The organism is Flagellimonas pelagia (assembly GCF_003584135.1).
GTDB lineage: Bacteria > Bacteroidota > Bacteroidia > Flavobacteriales > Flavobacteriaceae > Flagellimonas > Flagellimonas pelagia.
In genome coordinates this window covers 67,882-84,506 of record NZ_QXFI01000033.1, presented here as the reverse complement: position 1 = coordinate 84,506, position 16,625 = coordinate 67,882, and the positions used below count along the sequence as shown (strand labels likewise).

15 protein-coding genes are annotated in these 16,625 nt (G+C 45.6%); 3 read left to right on the top strand and 12 right to left on the bottom strand.

All coding sequences use genetic code 11. The features are described from left to right. Window positions 1-108: 108 nt before the first annotated feature. Genes D2V05_RS14450 through D2V05_RS14440 form a run of 3 tightly spaced genes read left to right on the top strand, consistent with a single transcriptional unit; the run spans window position 109 to window position 3,365 of the window. Window positions 109-1,341 carry a site-specific integrase gene (locus tag D2V05_RS14450; protein ID WP_119648326.1) on the top strand — a complete coding sequence of 411 codons (1,233 nt, stop codon included), beginning with the start codon at window positions 109-111 and terminating at the stop codon, window positions 1,339-1,341. After that, entirely contained in the window at window positions 1,310-2,350 is a 1,041-nt protein-coding gene (locus tag D2V05_RS14445) for a tyrosine-type recombinase/integrase (RefSeq protein WP_119648325.1), read from the top strand. Before D2V05_RS14450 ends, D2V05_RS14445 begins: the two co-directional genes overlap by 32 nt. Beyond that, window positions 2,334-3,365, top strand: a complete 1,032-nt coding sequence (locus D2V05_RS14440; RefSeq protein ID WP_119648324.1) for a tyrosine-type recombinase/integrase — start codon at window positions 2,334-2,336, stop codon at window positions 3,363-3,365. Before D2V05_RS14445 ends, D2V05_RS14440 begins: the two co-directional genes overlap by 17 nt. 90 nt (window positions 3,366-3,455) lie before the next feature. Here D2V05_RS14440 and D2V05_RS14435 read toward each other — a convergent pair whose 3' ends face one another. From D2V05_RS14435 to D2V05_RS14380, 12 genes are all read right to left on the bottom strand, one after another. Next, window positions 3,456-3,686, bottom strand: coding sequence for a nucleotidyl transferase AbiEii/AbiGii toxin family protein (locus tag D2V05_RS14435; RefSeq protein ID WP_119648323.1), 231 nt, complete (start codon window positions 3,684-3,686; stop codon window positions 3,456-3,458). Continuing rightward, window positions 3,679-4,281 carry a DUF6088 family protein gene (locus tag D2V05_RS14430; RefSeq protein WP_119648322.1) on the bottom strand — a complete coding sequence of 201 codons (603 nt, stop codon included), beginning with the start codon at window positions 4,279-4,281 and terminating at the stop codon, window positions 3,679-3,681. Before D2V05_RS14430 ends, D2V05_RS14435 begins: the two co-directional genes overlap by 8 nt. Before the next feature lie 389 nt (window positions 4,282-4,670). Then, window positions 4,671-4,910: a hypothetical protein gene (locus tag D2V05_RS14425; protein ID WP_147378290.1), complete on the bottom strand. Its 240-nt coding sequence runs from the start codon at window positions 4,908-4,910 to the stop codon at window positions 4,671-4,673. After that, entirely contained in the window at window positions 4,897-5,697 is an 801-nt protein-coding gene (locus tag D2V05_RS14420; RefSeq protein WP_166248841.1) for a PRTRC system ThiF family protein, read from the bottom strand. The genes D2V05_RS14425 and D2V05_RS14420 overlap by 14 nt, the downstream gene beginning before the upstream one ends. Then, a complete protein-coding gene (locus D2V05_RS14415) occupies window positions 5,687-6,397 on the bottom strand; it encodes a hypothetical protein (RefSeq protein WP_119648319.1) in 711 nt (236 codons plus the stop codon). Before D2V05_RS14415 ends, D2V05_RS14420 begins: the two co-directional genes overlap by 11 nt. Beyond that, window positions 6,397-7,440, bottom strand: a complete 1,044-nt coding sequence (locus tag D2V05_RS14410; protein WP_119648318.1) for a hypothetical protein — start codon at window positions 7,438-7,440, stop codon at window positions 6,397-6,399. The genes D2V05_RS14415 and D2V05_RS14410 overlap by 1 nt, the downstream gene beginning before the upstream one ends. Window positions 7,441-7,442: 2 nt before the next feature. After that, the gene (locus D2V05_RS14405) at window positions 7,443-7,658 is read right to left on the bottom strand and encodes a PRTRC system protein C (RefSeq protein WP_119648317.1); all 216 of its coding nucleotides are present in this window, start codon (window positions 7,656-7,658) and stop codon (window positions 7,443-7,445) included. A 12-nt stretch (window positions 7,659-7,670) separates the two neighbouring features. Continuing rightward, window positions 7,671-8,156, bottom strand: coding sequence for a hypothetical protein (locus D2V05_RS14400; RefSeq protein ID WP_119648316.1), 486 nt, complete (start codon window positions 8,154-8,156; stop codon window positions 7,671-7,673). Window positions 8,157-8,475: 319 nt separating this feature from the next. Continuing rightward, window positions 8,476-9,675 (bottom strand): hypothetical protein, encoded by a 1,200-nt coding sequence (locus D2V05_RS14395; RefSeq protein ID WP_099545113.1) that lies wholly within the window; start codon window positions 9,673-9,675, stop codon window positions 8,476-8,478. Further along, window positions 9,676-10,506, bottom strand: coding sequence for a serine/threonine protein kinase (locus tag D2V05_RS14390; RefSeq protein ID WP_119648315.1), 831 nt, complete (start codon window positions 10,504-10,506; stop codon window positions 9,676-9,678). Between the two features lie 5 nt (window positions 10,507-10,511). Further along, window positions 10,512-11,234, bottom strand: a complete 723-nt coding sequence (locus D2V05_RS14385) for an AsnC family protein (protein ID WP_147378289.1) — start codon at window positions 11,232-11,234, stop codon at window positions 10,512-10,514. A 372-nt stretch (window positions 11,235-11,606) separates the two neighbouring features. Further along, window positions 11,607-16,622 carry a helicase-related protein gene (locus D2V05_RS14380; RefSeq protein WP_119648313.1) on the bottom strand — a complete coding sequence of 1,672 codons (5,016 nt, stop codon included), beginning with the start codon at window positions 16,620-16,622 and terminating at the stop codon, window positions 11,607-11,609. Between the last annotated feature and the right edge of the window lie 3 nt (window positions 16,623-16,625).

Here is a 16,625-nt window from a genome sequence, read left to right as displayed (position 1 = left end):
ACTCTTCATAAATACCTGTAAACCAATATTACTTTTGATAATACTATCGTGATAACGTTTGTTATTTTCAAATGAATGCAATGTCGCATTTACCTAAAGAAATAACAAATGGACACAGAAAAAGAAATCGGATTTCTGATCAAAGAATGTGCAGACCACCTAAGGAAGGAAGGCTACAGTGAACCACGGATCAAGGATTACCATCGCTTATGGCGGGATGGAATCCGGGAGTACATGCACAGGAACTCCCTGCCAAATTACAGTAAGGCCATCGGCGAGGACTTTTTGGACGGCATGCCGATAATGAGCGCTTCCCACATGCGTGCGATCCGTCGCAGCGTACACGTGCTGGATGATTTTCTTCTATATGGGAAAATCAGGAAAAGAATCGTACAATACGTAAACCACGAACTGCCCGGTGAGCTGGGAAAAGTTGCATTGGAGTTTATAGCGTCCCAGGAAAAACTCCGGCGCAGCAAACTCACCGTCAATGAGCATCGGCGTATTTTAAGTTATTTTATAGCCCATCTTACATTAAGGTCGGTAGACCATGTTTCCGATATTGGCGAGGACGACGTCCTTACGTTCATATCGTCCGCCCAGAACTGTAAGGACAAGTATCTCAATACCGTCCGTCTGTTCTGCCGTTTCCTGTACCAACGGAAGTACATCGGCAGAAACGTGGAATACGTCATCGGAAGAAACAATTATCCAGTGCGTGAAAAACTGCCCTCGGTATACGATGCCGACGAGATAGGGCTCATCGAGAATACTGTGGAACGCTCCAGTCCGGTGGGCAAGCGCGACTATGCGATGCTCCTTCTGGCCACTAGGCTCGGCCTGCGCTCTTCGGATATAGCGGGACTTACCTTCGGGAACCTGGATTGGCAGCGGAACCTCATATGCCTGGCCCAGTACAAGACAAAGAAAATAGTGGAACTGCCGCTCCTGGCCGAAGTAGGGGAAGCCATTATCGATTACCTGCGGTATGGCAGGTCCCTTTCCGATCTACAGCAGGTGTTCCTGACCGCTACCGCTCCCTATCGTCCTGTCAACAGAATGGTCATCAACGGAGCGGTAAGCAGAACGATAAGTGCATCCGGTGTCGATCTCAAAGGGCGAAAGTTCGGCCCCCACGCCATGCGCCATACCTTGGCAAGCCGATTATTGAACAACGGAACTTCGCTGCCGGTCATTTCCGAAACACTTGGGCATTCCGATACGCAGGCGACCATGAACTATCTGCGCATAGATATGGACAACCTGATGCGCTGCGCACTTGACGTGCCCTTGGTATCCACAAATTTTTATGAGCAGAAAGGAGGTGTTTTTTATGGATAGGCAATTTAAATACCGGAGCGTGTTCTCCCCTTACTTCGAGAGTTTTATGAAGATGAAGGACGCCATGGGGTACGGGCTCAACAAATTCGGGTATACATTCTTGGAACTTGATAGGTTCTTCTTGGAAACCGGGGCCACCGACACCTATATAACCAGTAGGCAGATTGCGGCATGGAGGGCGACCCGTTCAAACGACGGGGCCAGAACGCTGTACGAAAAGTACTCCGTCCTGTCCCAGTTCTGCCGGTATATGTGCCACCTTGGCCATGAATGCTACGTCCCGCGGATGCCCAAGAGAAAAGAGATAGACTTCATGCCGTATGTCTTCACCCATGAACAGATGGGAAGTATCTTCAGGGAATGTGACGGACTGGCCATATCGAACTGCAGCAATATGAGCACGGCCCTGGTCGCCATACCCGCCCTGATACGCTTACTCTACAGTACCGGGGCGAGAATTGGCGAAGCTTTGGCCATCAGGAACATGGATATCGATTACGCGCACGACCGGATTATCATAACGGAAACAAAAAACAAGATGCAGCGCATGGTACCCATAAATCCGTCCCTCAAGGAAGTAATGAAGCAGTACGAAAGTTATAGGGATCGCATGCCCGTCGAAGGCCTTGCGGACAGGGAGCGTTCTTTCTTTGTGACGGCCAATGGAAGGCCGTTTGCAAGAGGCACCGCATACAGCTGGTTCAAAAAGGTGCTTAAACAGTGCGGCATACCGCATATAGGGAAGCAACAAGGCCCGCGTGTTCATGACATCCGGCACACCTGTGCCGTCCACTCCCTTGAAAAAATGGTAAAAAGCGGAGCGGATATTTATTGCGCGCTTCCGATTCTCTCAACCTTTCTGGGGCACAAGACGATAGCGGGAACTGAAAAATATGTAAGGATGACACGGGAAATCCATCCGGACATCATTGATAAGGAAAATGTCCTTACCTCATTTGTGTTCCCCATCAAAACCGAAACAGATATCGATTATGGAAACGACTACTGATTTTGCAAAACACCTGACAAGGTTCTTTAACGAATATCTCGTCGGGGAAAGGGGGGCCAGCCCCCATACGATAAGATCTTACGGCAACACCTTTACCCTCGTGCTCGACTATATGGACAAGGTCGGAGGGACCGCGGCCGACAGGTTGACCCTGGACCACTTTAAAAGGGAAACCGTTCTCGGCTTTCTTGATTGGCTCCAGCAAAAACGTATGTGTGCCAACTCCACCAGAAACCAGCGATTGGCCGCCCTGCATTCATTTTTTGCATATATGCAATATGAAGATGTCAAACGCCTTGGGCAATGGCAGAGCATCCTGTCCATCAAGGTCAAGAAACAGGAAAGAAGAAGTACCGTCAATTACCTGACCGTTGACGGGATCAAACTTCTGCTGGAACGGATACCCGCAAACACCGGAACGGGACGGAGGAACCTAGCATTGCTGGCACTGCTTTATGACAGTGGGGCAAGGGTAAATGAACTAATAGAACTGACCCCTTCGTCCCTTAACCTGAACAGGCCATGTTATGTCACCCTTTTGGGTAAAGGCGGCAAAAAAAGAATGGTCCCGTTGCAGAACGAACAGGTAAACCTGCTGCAGTCCTATTTGAGGGAAAACCGTCTTGATGACCCGGCGAACAACCGTCGGCCGTTGTTTGCCAACAATCGGGGCGGAAAACTGACCAACTCGGGAGTGGCCTATATCCTAAATCTTTATGCCAGGGATGCGCGTTCGCTCAGACCTGACCTAATCCCCGAAAAAATCAGTCCGCATACCCTGCGCCATAGCAAGGCAATGCACCTTTTGCAATCCGGTGTAAATCTGGTATACATACGTGATATCCTGGGACACGTGTCCATACAGACCACGGAAATCTATGCAAGGGCCGATTCAAGGCAAAAACGTGAGGCATTGGAGGCCGCATATATTGCCGTTATACCTGCTCAAGGGAAGATAGGATCTTGGGAAAGGGACTCGAAACTTAAGGAATGGCTTAAGAACTTCACCAAATAATCAATATCGTTATCCGAAGCTGTTTCAAAAAGTATACTGGTTAATATTCTTATTGCCAATTACTTATGTAAACCCACTTTGGATAACGATTTACTTTGGATAACTAAACCGATCTATCAGTTTCCAAGCCTTGCTTAGCGAGGTCCCTCCTTTAAAGACCAAATGTTCCGCTATCTCCATTTCAAAGATTACCTTTAATGCCTGGACGACCCACCAGTCTTTTTCAACCGCAAAATCGGGGATTCCCGTTTTGTTTTCTACATTTTTAAAGATGGCAAGCCTATCTTCTTTGGGTATATCGTAAAATGTCCTTTTATCCATTTTCCAAGCTCTTTTCCATAATTTTACGGATCCATGCCGGAGCCAATGCTATATCGTGAAGCAGGTCTTTTTGGTCTTCTTTTTTCAATAGGGCAATAATCTTTGCTTCTTCCTCGTCCGTTAATTGTTCCTTTCCTATCTCGCGAAGGGCCTGTATGACCAGTCTGCTTATCTCGCCCTTGGCCGATAAATTCTTGGGGGTGGTCTTCTTTAGTTTTATGCTTCGCTTCCCCAATTTTAATTCCCGGGGAGCTCCATCGGTAAGGAAGACAAGTTTCATGGGTACCTGTGTGCTAAGCCCCAACGCACTTAAAGCATATACCCCGGTAGGTACCAACCTGATCTTGTCCCTTTTGGCTATGGCCCTAGCAATCTCCTCTGCCGTTGGCAATACCTCTCCCACATATTTACTTATCTTGGGACGGACATAGATTCCTTGGGCCACTCTTTTTATATACCCTTCTTTTTCAATCCTATGGAGGGCCAACCGTATGGCTTCAGGTGAACCCAATCCCCGAAAATCATCGGGGAACACTAATTCTCCCCGCTCCTTTTTGGAAATGGATTTTTTTATTTTGGACTCAACACTCCGCATAGCATATTCATCTTATTTGTAACAAATTTAGTAAATTTTTGTTACAAAATAATTTTGGCTATTAATCTATTCCTACAATAGTTGCCTGCGTAAAAAACGATAAAATATCTTAAATACGGGAACCAACGGTACACACACCGAACAAAGTTCTCGTACACTATGGAACTACAAAACACGTTCCGCAAAGGTATGGGACCCCGATAGGGGCTTCCATACTTTTGCGTCCCGTTTCGAGGGGGTTGTGTGAAAGCAAACCGTGAGGCCCCCGATGACATCCCGCAGGGATTTCGGGAGGCCGATAAGGTGCGGCTTTCGCGCAACTCCCGCAGAAACCATGGGAAGGGAGAGAAAAAGACGAACCAATAAGAACGATCATTACAATGGTACAATCAAGAATATGGCCTCGGCCATTTTTTGGCAATAGAATATCCCCAGACCGATAGTTCCAATGCCCCAAAGAGCCACACCAAATCCTTAATAAATGGGATGCCTACCAAGATAAAAAGAAATAGCAGTAACGGTATTCCCAAAAAACGTTTGAGCCTGAGCATTCCCTGTAGAATGATCCACATAAAAATGACAAATCCCATAAAGGGAAGCTTTTCGTATAGCATTTCAAGCGACAGCATGCACGTTGGATTTTATGGGAAGCGGATTCGTTCTACCCGTTTCAAGGTTTACGAATGCCCCGTGATATTTGATCTTTTTGTTCGTTAGAAGTTCGTAGAGACAATGGACGGCCATTGACGACAAGGTATCATTGATGAACAGCGATTGTTCCTGCAACTTGTCCGCATAGCTGCATCCCCTTCCCTGTTCGACCTCTTTTTCCATCGCCAATAGGTCGGGGAACAGGTCTACGATATGGTCCAGCTTGCGGTGTTTCGCCTCCCCTTCCGAACGCAGATTATTGTGTTGCAGGTTTCCTAGGACAAACTGTCCGAAATATTTTCCGTTGCCCAAATCCAACCAATAATGTTGGTTCTCGTATGGATAGGAACCTGAACGTGGATGGTTAAGCACCTTTGCCAGTTCCAAACGAAAATCGGCACCGTCCACACAGCTAATGATCAGATTGGCGTGCAATCTTTTATCGTCCGCGCCTATCCGTTCGGGAACGGCATCCCATTGCAGTCCGAAGGTATGGTTCACCTTGGTTACGGCACAAATGGCCTTGTTGCCCCCAACGTCCTGTGGGGCGTACAACTGCCGGCCCACGTTCGAGGGCTGTACCAAGTCCCCGTCGAAAACGGTCACATAGAGGCCTGGATGCCCCAACTGCACCAAGGCATGGCCTAGCCTTGCCAGACGTGCCAACACGAGGGAACCGTTGCCCCCTGCCCCGACCAACGCAATGCTAATGGGATGGGTGGGAGCGAAAAAATAGTTCGGGGCGTAGTGGAGATCAGTTTTCATAGACATGCTGTAAAAGTTGGTGGTTAGGGAATAAAAGGGCTTCCTCGAAATGCTGCGTCCCATGCATTTGGAGCATCAACTCCGTGTAATTTCCGTTGAGCAGATGGTCGTGGTTCGTATGGGTAAAAACCGACAGGAAAAATTGCTTTTCCGCAAAGGCCATCATGTCCTCATAAAAGTCCAAATGGCGATAACACAATGTTGCATCGCCCATGCACACCTTTCCAGAGGCATAGACGTTCATAAAAGGGGCATGGTAGAGTTCCGTGCCGTCATGGATCGGCTTTTTTCGAGTTATGGCAAAAACGGAAAGCGATTCCCCCGAAAGGGAAAATACCAATTTGGGTATGGGATATGTTCCCGTAGGTATGTCCAATTGCTCTTTAAAAAGTAGCCTTTCCACGGGTCGGTCACAAGACCAGACCAATTGTAACGTACCCTTGTCCCTGAAATAGAGCAACTGTTTGGGCAACCGACCCTTAAAGGAAAACTCGCATCTGTCCACATCGACCAATTTGAGCATGTCCCTTACCATATCCATGGTAAGCGGGGATCCTGCCCCCAATTTCCCGTTTCGAACGGTGTGCCTTGAAAAGTAACATTCGTCCCGTCCGTAATACCCGTTTATGGCCTCATAGCCTATGATGGCTATTTTGGGTTCAAAATGAAATTTCGGGTCGTGTCGGGTGTTTTCTTCCATCAGAGTTTTTTTAAGAGTTCGTTCAAACAATCCATAAAATTGAAAATGGCATTTACCTGCCCTTCCTCCCGCATAACAAAGGCTTTGGTCTTGTTCCCAACTGTGAGTGATGTGTCGTAGATGGTATGGGAGTAGCCGTACTGTGCGATCTCGTTTACAAAGTTGATATAGCCGTTTTCCAGTTGGGAATCCTCCCTATCTAAAAAGACGATCAGGTCGTCCACTTCCATATCCATATCGTCTTCCAAAAAACATAGGTTGGCAAAGGCATTGAAATCAATGGTAGGTGCTTCCAACAGCAAATCCCGCATCATTTTGAACAAGGTATTTTTTGGTCGGTAGCTTCTCATACAGGCCAACCAATCGAAATCCTCGTATTTGGCATAATCGGAAGCATGGGCCTCTATAAAGCATAGGACACATGGCCCCTCGGCGCAACAGTCGGTCTCGGGGTCGGATTCGGATTCCGAGACCTCGAACGACCATTCGAGCAAACATTCCAAGAGGTAGCCCATCCGTTTGAATACATTGTCAAAGGGCAATGAATGCACAAAGGACAGCAGGCTAGCGAACAGTTTAGCATTTCGGGTACGCAAAGAAAATATGGGAGCCATTGGGATCGCCCAAATATGGTGCGCCTCAAAAACAGGCTTCATGACAAGGATGCCATCATTTCCCTCTTGGGTGCATACCTCCTTTACCAGTGCATCGGGTATTTCCCTGTGCAATCGTTGCAACTGTCCGAAGAACTGCATTTCTGGGCTATCTTCCGTTAAGGCGGATGCCTTGCCTGTAAGGGTATCCAAAGCATTCTTTGTGAGAGTACCTAGAGTGTCCCATCGATTTCCGTCCCCATCTTCGAATACCTCGAATCGAGGCAAGATCGGGATGGTCAGGTCAGAAAAAAACGACCCCCTTGTTGGACGTGCTTGGGTCTTCGGGTTCCCGATGACGGCCTCGCCCGCGAATCCAGAATGCCGAACAAGGATTTGTGGAAACGGGACAGGTCCCTTTTTGATGGTATGTGCCTCTTTTTCATTCATCGCTATCCTTTGGTTCCCGCTATGGTCTTGAACATAATTTCATGACGGCCGTCGACAATGCCGTTGTCCACGATTTTGGCATTGGTCAGTTCGGGATACACCGAGGCATAGTGGTCTTTGATTTGATCCGGTGCCCAATTTGGGTCGATGTCGTCCAAGACGGATTCGCCCGAGACGTTCTTTAGCATAAATTTTCTTTCCAATCCTAATACTTCCATAGTGCTTGTGGTTTAAAAAAAGGTGGGTTGCTGATAGGCTTTCATATCCTCGATGGTCTTTTTCGCCAAAGCGTCGTTTTCATCGAGTTCCAATACCTTGTTGGCCAGATCCACGGCCTTCTCGTGTTCGGCCATTGGGTTGAACTTCTTGTCCTTGACCAGTTCCTTTAGGTCGGACAGGGCCTTCTTCTTTTTCTCCTTACGGTCGTTCGCCATTTTGGTCTTTTCCTCGGCCTTTTTCAGGTTGCTGAGATAGCCGTTGGCATTGTCGAACAGTACTTTTGTTTCCTGCATGGGTTTCCCCAACCGTTCCAAAAAGACGGTATCGATTTCCTCGATGCTGCCCTTGAGCGTAAAGGGCCGTATCGCTTTTAGGGCGTTGTCGCCCTCCGATGCCTTTGGGAGTAGCGAGACCGCACAGTCCGTACCGTGAAAGGAGACCGATATGGAGAATTGTCCAATGCCCGTCTTGCCCAAAGATTTAAAGAATGTTTCCATAGGTACTGCTTTTAATTGTTGTTACAAGATACCCTCAAGAATCTTTAAATCATTGAAAATTAAGGATTTAAACCACAATCGACTTCTTCTTCCCCTCACCACAAAATACGCCCCGAAGGGGCGTTGGAACCGGTGTCCGCTTATTGGAGGCGGGCGGGAATCATTGCAAATTTTTGGATGGACTTTAGGTAACCGTAAAAATTTTTGCGGAAGTAGTTTACGGTATCTATGGCAGGCTGTGTTGCATACGAAGTAGGGCTTTCGTTAATTCATGCGCTTTTCGTAGTTGATAACTGAGATGTATAAATCCATAGGAAATTTAAATAGAATCCCATTTGTGACTTAAGACCATTCCTCTTAATCTGTGAAAAACATTTAAAGCAGAAAGGTTGGAGTCTACAACATCCGAAAAATCCCTGTCCTTTCCTCGTATTCCATTGTCATTAAAATATTTGGTAAGTCTATCGGCTCCTTCCAGTCTTAATTTAATGGATTCCTTAGTCTCAATATAAGATTCTTTCACGGTATTTTGGGCTTGCATGCGTAAACATTGTAGATAGTGCCGGAAAGACTCTCGGTCGCCATATTTGACAGTTGTTGGTTGCGCACCAGAAAAGAGAATATCGGCATAACCAGAAAGGTTTTCTGTATCCGTTCTTAAATCACTCAAAATACCCAAACGTCTCGCAATATCTAAGAACGGTATCTGATATTCCGATAGGCTCTGAGGACAATAGTACCATGTTGACCTCCTACTAACAGAATCCTCCGGATTGTTGAACTTATTGGCATTAAAGCTCCTAACATTGAGCCAATTTCCGGATGCTATTGCATCGGTTTTCGTAAGTGCCAAATTGAGCATTTGATGATTGGCGTAGCCAACAACAACCTGTTTACCTTGAAGTTTTAAACCTGCGGTTAAATCCATTAGATTGACAAGCCAATTTGGGTTGTCAACCAAATAGCGATTGTTAGATGGTTCTGGTACCACATAGCAGCCTTGCACATTCCAAGTATCCATATATTCTAAAACATCGTGAATTGCCTCCTCAGAATTCATAGCTTCTTGAGATAAACACAAAGTGAAATAAATGTTTTCATGAACATTTAAATTCTGTGCTTCATTGATAATTAAAGTATGGTAGTTATACCAATTATCATTGATTTCAGAGCTTCTGCTTCCCGGTAGGATGAAAAATGGCGTTTCATAAGGGCTATTATACTCGTCCCTTAATACTGCGAGCATTCTTCTGACGTCGACCGAATTAAAAAGAGCTGTTGAATAATCCGATGGCCAAAACGAATGGGATGTCAATCTTCCATGGTCAGCGTGCGGCACATAAAATTGAGGATCAAAGACAACTTGACCACCTACTTTATGTATGTCCGGAACAAAACCGTTCATTTGATCTATGTCTTGATCTCTTGGACTCAAAATTACAGTGCCTGATTGCCAGTTCTTAATAAGGTGCTTGCAATGCGCCATCATTCCATATCCAAATTGAAGGTATAGTTCCATTTAATTTAAAGTAAGTGTTTCCTTTAAAGTGTCAAAAATAATTTTTGCCTCATTAGCCGTATTCGGCCTTCTATTTCTTCGATGGTCTCCTAAAAGACTAATAAAGGTAGAGAGTTGGAATTGTCCATCGCCTTCTATTCTCAGAGGCGGTAAAGATATATTCTCCAGTTTTCTAAGAACCTTAAAAATATCATTATCGACATCGACCATATAAAAATTTTGCCCCCTTAACAATTCATAACAAACCACCCCTATTGAAAAAAGGTCTGCGCGTATATCAATATCTTTTTTATAGTTTCTAAATTGTTCTGAGGATGCGTAACCCACTGTAAATAGGCCAAAGGGGTCATCAGACTTGGTTATGGATTCTAGATCAAGGTGTCTTGCTATTCCAAAATCAAGAAGCCAAAAGTTGTCATCATCGTCGAGGATAATATTCTCTGGTTTAATATCCCTATGCACCAGTTGTTTGTTTTCGGAATGAACAGCTATTTCGAGCATAGTGTCCAAAAACCGAACAATATCATTTATTAGGAACTTTCTGCCGTCATTTATGGCGTCCCTTAGATTTTGCCCTGAAATGTACTCTTCGACAATCCAAATAAATTCTGGGTCAGCTTCTTCGCAATTATGAGCGATGATTCTAGGTATATTCGGAGATTCGTCTAGTACGGATACCGCTCTTATTTCCCTTTTTGTTCGCTCTAAACTGTCAGAATTTGGAAAAACTTTCTTGAATACGATTTGACCATGTTCATCATGTGTACCTTGGAAAACTTCCTTTTGCCCCCCTTTTTTGATTAGGTTTAAATCCTTTAATTCTTCTATCATAAAACTTACAAAGCTGATGCCAATTGACGGCCTATATATTCATTGATAATCCAAGAGAAATAAGACCCAGGTAGTTTGGCTTTTTTTGCCCTTACCTTCAATTTTGCGCCGTCTTCACTTTGAGATAAAATTCCAAGGTTGCCATTGATCGAAGACACTACATTCTCGGTTATGGTTTTATCAGGAAGCAACACATAAGAATGTGAGGAAAAGTTTTCATTTAACTGTGCTTGCTTAAACGCATTCTTCCAATCACTCATTTTAGCTTCGATGGAAATGATTTCACGTACAAAAAAGGAATTTTCAAAATCCTTTATTCTGGCAGTCATTCCGTTAAAGAATATAAGCTCTGCTTGCACCAGCTTTTTAAGGGATTTCTGAGCGGATTTTTCGGAGTACCCAAGTTGTTGAAGTATTCTTTTAAAACGGATACCCCTTTTACCATTTGAAGAAATATGGTGCAGGATTTTAATGTCCGTTTTATCGAGTTTATTTCTCTTTGGCGGCCAACCACTTTTATCAATATCTTCCCATACCACAATCAGAATATCTGGGATTCCTGTCTCGGCATAAACTTCCTTTAGTACTTTAAACTTGTAATTTTTCTTCTCAAAGTTTTGAGTATATTGATTTAGAAAAGTATTGACCAAGTCATTTTCAGGGCCTTCTTTTTCTTTCCTAAAGTTAAATTGCAGGTTGTCGAGCATATAAATTTTTGTTTTGAACAAAGATAACAGTCTAAAGATAATTCCTTTTTTGTACTTGAACAGGATATTAAAAATAAATCAATACTCTCGGCGTTTATTGCCATTTGTTTTCAAAAAAACTGCTAATGATAGGGTCTAAAAAGGTTAGATGAAACTACTCCCTATTATATGCTGGGCAAACAACTCCAATTCAATTTGAACTTTTAAGATTTCAGGAATCCTCGTAAGTAGTCCCTTTTAAAACAACCGCACAGCTATTGACTAAAAAATATCCATTATAAAGGGGCTAACCGCCAAAATTCAACTACTAATTTATAAGGTATTTCTGGCTATATTCCACTTTAGGCGTGTTTACATTCTAAATTGGAATATACAAAATAGTCTTTGCCGCGGTTAGACTTTGACTGCCCTTTTTCGTTTGAGCTCTTTGATATCCTGTCTTAATACCTGCATCTTGGCCGTTTTTTCCGGAGGGAAGCCAATAGCCGTTTTCTTTTTATGGGTTTCCATCGAACGCAGGTTATAGTCCAGATCGAATTTTTTGGAGCTGATTTCCCGTTGTACCTTTTGACATAGTTTGAACAGTTGCAGGGCCACTTTTTCCGGGTCGAACCGTTGCTGTTTTCTGCCAACGATGTGGATATTCCTAAACTCCAGTCGATAGCAATAGAGATAATTGTGATTTGAGGGAACATATTCTGCTTGAAAGACCAAATTGGCATTCAGGGTTCGCAAACGGGCAACTTGCTTGTGCTTTTGTATGTTCAGGTTCAAATTCGACCGTTCGACCATGGCCAAGCCCAATTGTTTAAGGAAAGTTTTGGGTTCCTTTACATTATGGACACTCGATTCGAGTTCGGAACCCGAAACGAGACCTAGCAAACCTCTTTGCAACTGGTCCATGTCCTCGGGTTCGATTTCATCCATGGGCATGTTCATCCCGCTGATCGCATTTTGCGCCCTTTCCAAATCGGCCACTTGGGAAACAATATGTTTGTTTTCCTTTTCGATGCGCTCGATGGCCTTGAAGGAATTGGCCTTGTTGAGCTCGTGCAACCGCTTTTGCGATTGTAAAAACTTTAGGTCATCAGAAAGTTTGACGAGTTGAAATTGGTCCATATCCCCAATCAACGCAGCCTGCATCTGCTCATAGGACAGGCTCTTGTCATCGGGAACAAGGTCGTCATAGATACGCTTGTTCGGGTCGGCTTCCCTGATCTGTTCCCGGAACCTTTCCTTATGGGTATTCAACGAATAGGAAAAGATATCCGTGGAATCCTTGATGCCGTAGAATCGCTCCACCACCGTATTGCCATAGATTTGGGCCACTTCATTTCCCTTGCGCAGGCCCCGTCCGGCCCTTTGGTCAAAGGCATCGGGGGAATAGGGAATGTCCATATGGAAGATGCCTACGACCCGTTTTTGGATGTTCGTGCCCGTACCCAATACCTGTGTACTACCGAGTGCCACCCTAATCTCTCCATTTCGTATCTTTTCCTGCATGAAATCCGTTTTGTTCTTAGCCTTTTCCTCCTGAGCCAAGGCAATTTCATGGGCTGGAATGTCATAGTCTTCCCAAAGGATTTCGCGGACCGTGTCGTACGAGTTGTACTGTCCCGGTTTCCAAACATTCAGGTCGGAGAACACCAAACACACCCCTTTGTGTTCCGATGTTTTTTTATAAAGCTCGGCAACATCCCGGCACAGACGTTGCAGTTTGAATTGGTCGAGTTCCGAAAAATCGATGGCAAGATTGTCCTTTGCCAAAGGGTCGATCAAAAGGGAACGGTTGATGTTGAGTGCCGTTATGTGTGCGGACTTCATTTGGTCTGCGTTGTAAATGGGAACCTTGAACAGGGCATTTTGGTTGCGATCCTTTGTAAACCTGAGCGAGGCCTGTTTGAGTTCTTCATAGGCTGGTGTCGACTCCAAAATGATAAATTCCCTGTCCACTTCAAGGTCATGGGTCTTGAAATGTTTGTCCCTACAGATATGGGTAAAGGAGTTGTACATCTTGCTCAATTCGGGCAGATTGGTATAGTATCGAAATCGCGCATGCATCCTCGGATCCCCGAAAATGTTCGGTTCGATGCTTACGCTCTGCTTCAGGAAAATCGAGGCCCAGGCATCGAAATTGAAGATGTTCTTGCGCTTCAGTGCCGCAGGGGTAAGATAGCGCTGGTAGGCATACAGTTCGGTAACCGAGTTTTTTAGAGGGGTGCCGCTATAAAAAAAGATGTTTTTGTCGGGACCCATCCTGTGGTGGATGGATTTTATGCTGATTTCAAGGTCCAGGTTCCTTTGACTGTCCGAATGGTTGTTGAGGCCGGATACGTTCTGATGCCGGGTCGTGAAACCGATGTTCTTGAAATAATGGGCCTCGTCGATCATCAAAGCTTCGATGCCTAGATCCGTCAGGGTCGTTTCCATCCCATCGGACCGTTCCTCCAATTTTTTAAGGGTCGCCTGTAGCTTGCCCTCCAAATGTTCCTTCCTTTTGATCAGGCCCTTGATCAGTTTTTTGGATTCCTTTATATTTCCGTATTCCCTTGCCGTTTGTAGGTCCTGTTCGATCATATCGATTTTTTCTTCGAGGATATCCAGGACGAAGTGCCTTGATTTGGGAATCTGCTTTAAATGGCCATGCTCGGCGATGATCAGGTCAATGGCCCTGTGGTTTTTAATCGTTTTCAAGGTCTTGGCCCTCTTGCCCTTGGCCATGTTCTTGGAACTCAATCGGAGCATGTTCAGTTGGGGAAAATTGGCCCTGATCTCGGCCTCGATCTGGGGGGCTACGCTTTTTAAAGTCAGTAACAGGGTTCTCTTGCTCTTCCCGTGCTGTTTCAGTTTATGGGCCAGCATCGCCATGGAGAGGGTCTTGCCCTTGCCGACCTGATGATCGTTCAGGGCACTCCCTTTGGTAAGCCCGAAGAGTGTGGAATCGATCTGGTGCTGGTAGGGCGGGTAGACCAAGGTATCCGGAAAGGTGAGCCATCCCTTGGGTACCGTGATATTGACATCGGCCAAAAAGGCCTGATAATAGTTGTTCTCTATGGTGGCCTTCAATTCTTGGCTCCCTTCGATAAAGGACTTGAAGTGGAGCTGCAGTTCCTCATAAATATTTTGGGCCATCAAGGTGGCATCCTTGTCCAGTTTCCTGATGGTCTTTCCGGACCTGTCCTTATACGAGGTAAAGATGACAGGATACCTGTTTTCAGCAAAATGTTGCAATATCCGTTTATAGTTCGCCTTGACCTCATGGTGCAGCACCACACTGAAACGTTCGTGGGCCTCTTGGTTAAAGTCCCTGGGGAACATCAGGGTCAGGGTGGAATTGAACTGGGCCATATTGATCTGTACCTTCTCGCCTATGAGCTCCTCTAAAAAGGACTCCTTCGCGGAAATGGGGATAAAATGGCTTTCGAAATTGAACTCGATATCGTCCAGGTCCAACTTTATGGGAAGCAGCTCCGTCAACGCCTGTTCCATTCTTTCCGTTCCGATTTCGAATGGCGGAGGATGGTTCCCGACATAATCGATCTTATCCTGGATATAGCCACTCGAAAATAGGAAATAGGGCACCACTGCATAGCCCGTTTCGGATTCCCTATCGGGCTCTAGAAAAAGGGAGCGGGTTTCCAGCCCGTTCAGCAACAGTTCCTTTTCGTTGGTCTTAAAGGCTCTTGTGATGGCTGCTATATCGATCTGTCCGTTATGGTCAAATTGGTAGCGCGCCATTTGTTCGGGATTCTCGAATCTGGGTTCCTTTGAGTCGGATGTATCTGTGCCAATTTCAGCAGAAGCGGTTTCATCGGGTTTGGTTTTGGCGCGGGGAGCCTTTAGAAATCGTTTCAAGGTGAACGACGGATTTTTGCCATAGCCCTTTCCATCCTCCTTTTTCTCAAACTGTTGGCGGACCTGCTCGAAATAATGGTCGTCCTTCAGAAATATGAGATGCCCCTTTAGGAATCCCCACTTAAAATGGAAGGTGTCCAATTGGTAGTCCAAGTCCTGGAAGCGTCGGGCAACTTCTTGCTCCGGAAGTTCCCTTTTTTCGATATTGAGGTTGAGCAGTACGAGCTCGTTCCGCATACGGGCATAGTCCGCCACCAATTCCCTGATTTTATGGGGTACCTTTCTTGTGCGCTGTGGGTCGGTGTAAAACAAAACTTCGCCCTTCTTGTTAAAATTGTAGGTACCAAAAAACAATCGGGAGTATTGTTTGGCTTCTTTATCGTGCAAGGCAATCGGAGGTAAAACCGTATCGACGATAGGAGGCGTTGGTGGTGCTGCCGTTTGTTCCTCGGCTATGGCCTCCTTTGGCAAGGGTTCCGGTTTTTTCGGTATATCTAAAGGTGCCTGACCGACCTCGAACTTGAAACCATCGGATTGTCCTTCCAGAAAATTCGACAGGGATATTTCGTTAGGTTCAACAATAATGCTTGGCCTGTTGTGGAAAAAGCCGAGCTTGGGCGTACCGTGAACATTTCCCGGATTGTTCTTGAAAAAACGATTGGTCAGAAAGGATTGACCTTCCAGTTCAACGGCTTCGGTTTCCGCAAAATCCATTTCGTCGGCGGACAGCGTTTTTTTGTTGGAAGTCCTACGGTACAACAATAGATCGGATACGACCTTGGTGCCCTCGTTGGTGAACAAGTCCGTGTTGAAACGGTTGGCCAGGAGCAAGTCGTTATCCAATAATATAGACTCCCTAAAATCATTGTAGGCACTTCGCTCGGCAAAGGCGGAAGAGGTAACCAAGGCCGTGATTCCCCCATGGCGTACCATCTTTGGGGCATAAAAATTAAAATAATTGCCCACATTCTTGAGCGGACCTTCCGTCAGGTAATCGTGTCGATAGGCCTTGGTGATGGGAATGTCCCCAAAAGGGATATTGGTCATGACCAGATCGAAACGGGTCTTTTCCCCTTGATCCAGAAAAAAATCCTCAAAAGTGGTGTTCAGTACGGTTACACGGTCGTCTTTTTGGTTATTGGCCTTAAGGATTTCAAACGATAGGATATCGGGTTCCAAAGCCGTGATTTGGGCTTCGGGAAACGCCTTTTTCAATTCCTGCACATAGGCCCCATTGCCCGCCGAGGGCTCCAGTATGGTCTTGGGTTCGAACCCGTTCTTTTTTAGAAGACCGATTTTATATTCGATAAGGGTCTTGGGGGTATAGTAACTGGTCAGATGGTACCGCCGCAACGAAGCCAGAATTCCCCTGAAGGTCTCCGGGAAGGCCTGTTCAAGGGTTTGCAGCAATTGTTGCCCCTGTTTTTCCTTCCCAGATGCAGGATAGAACAACAGCTCCCCCAACTTGGCAAGTCCGGAATTGTTGATATAATAGTTCTTGGGATTCGATGCCTTTATCAAGGCAACGATCTGAGCCAAATGTTCCTGTTTCATCCC

Coding starts and splice junctions, on each gene's coding strand:
- D2V05_RS14400 (WP_119648316.1), bottom strand. CDS start 8,156: ATGGAAACATTCTTTAAATCTTTGGGCAAGACGGGCATTGGACAATTC.
- D2V05_RS14405 (WP_119648317.1), bottom strand. CDS start 7,658: ATGGAAGTATTAGGATTGGAAAGAAAATTTATGCTAAAGAACGTCTCG.
- D2V05_RS14425 (WP_147378290.1), bottom strand. CDS start 4,910: ATGCTGTCGCTTGAAATGCTATACGAAAAGCTTCCCTTTATGGGATTT.
- D2V05_RS14430 (WP_119648322.1), bottom strand. CDS start 4,281: ATGCGGAGTGTTGAGTCCAAAATAAAAAAATCCATTTCCAAAAAGGAG.
- D2V05_RS14440 (WP_119648324.1), top strand. CDS start 2,334: ATGGAAACGACTACTGATTTTGCAAAACACCTGACAAGGTTCTTTAAC.
- D2V05_RS14420 (WP_166248841.1), bottom strand. CDS start 5,697: ATGAAAACTGATCTCCACTACGCCCCGAACTATTTTTTCGCTCCCACC.
- D2V05_RS14415 (WP_119648319.1), bottom strand. CDS start 6,397: ATGGAAGAAAACACCCGACACGACCCGAAATTTCATTTTGAACCCAAA.
- D2V05_RS14435 (WP_119648323.1), bottom strand. CDS start 3,686: ATGGATAAAAGGACATTTTACGATATACCCAAAGAAGATAGGCTTGCC.
- D2V05_RS14445 (WP_119648325.1), top strand. CDS start 1,310: ATGAGCAGAAAGGAGGTGTTTTTTATGGATAGGCAATTTAAATACCGG.
- D2V05_RS14380 (WP_119648313.1), bottom strand. CDS start 16,622: ATGAAACAGGAACATTTGGCTCAGATCGTTGCCTTGATAAAGGCATCG.
- D2V05_RS14395 (WP_099545113.1), bottom strand. CDS start 9,675: ATGGAACTATACCTTCAATTTGGATATGGAATGATGGCGCATTGCAAG.
- D2V05_RS14390 (WP_119648315.1), bottom strand. CDS start 10,506: ATGATAGAAGAATTAAAGGATTTAAACCTAATCAAAAAAGGGGGGCAA.
- D2V05_RS14450 (WP_119648326.1), top strand. CDS start 109: ATGGACACAGAAAAAGAAATCGGATTTCTGATCAAAGAATGTGCAGAC.
- D2V05_RS14410 (WP_119648318.1), bottom strand. CDS start 7,440: ATGAATGAAAAAGAGGCACATACCATCAAAAAGGGACCTGTCCCGTTT.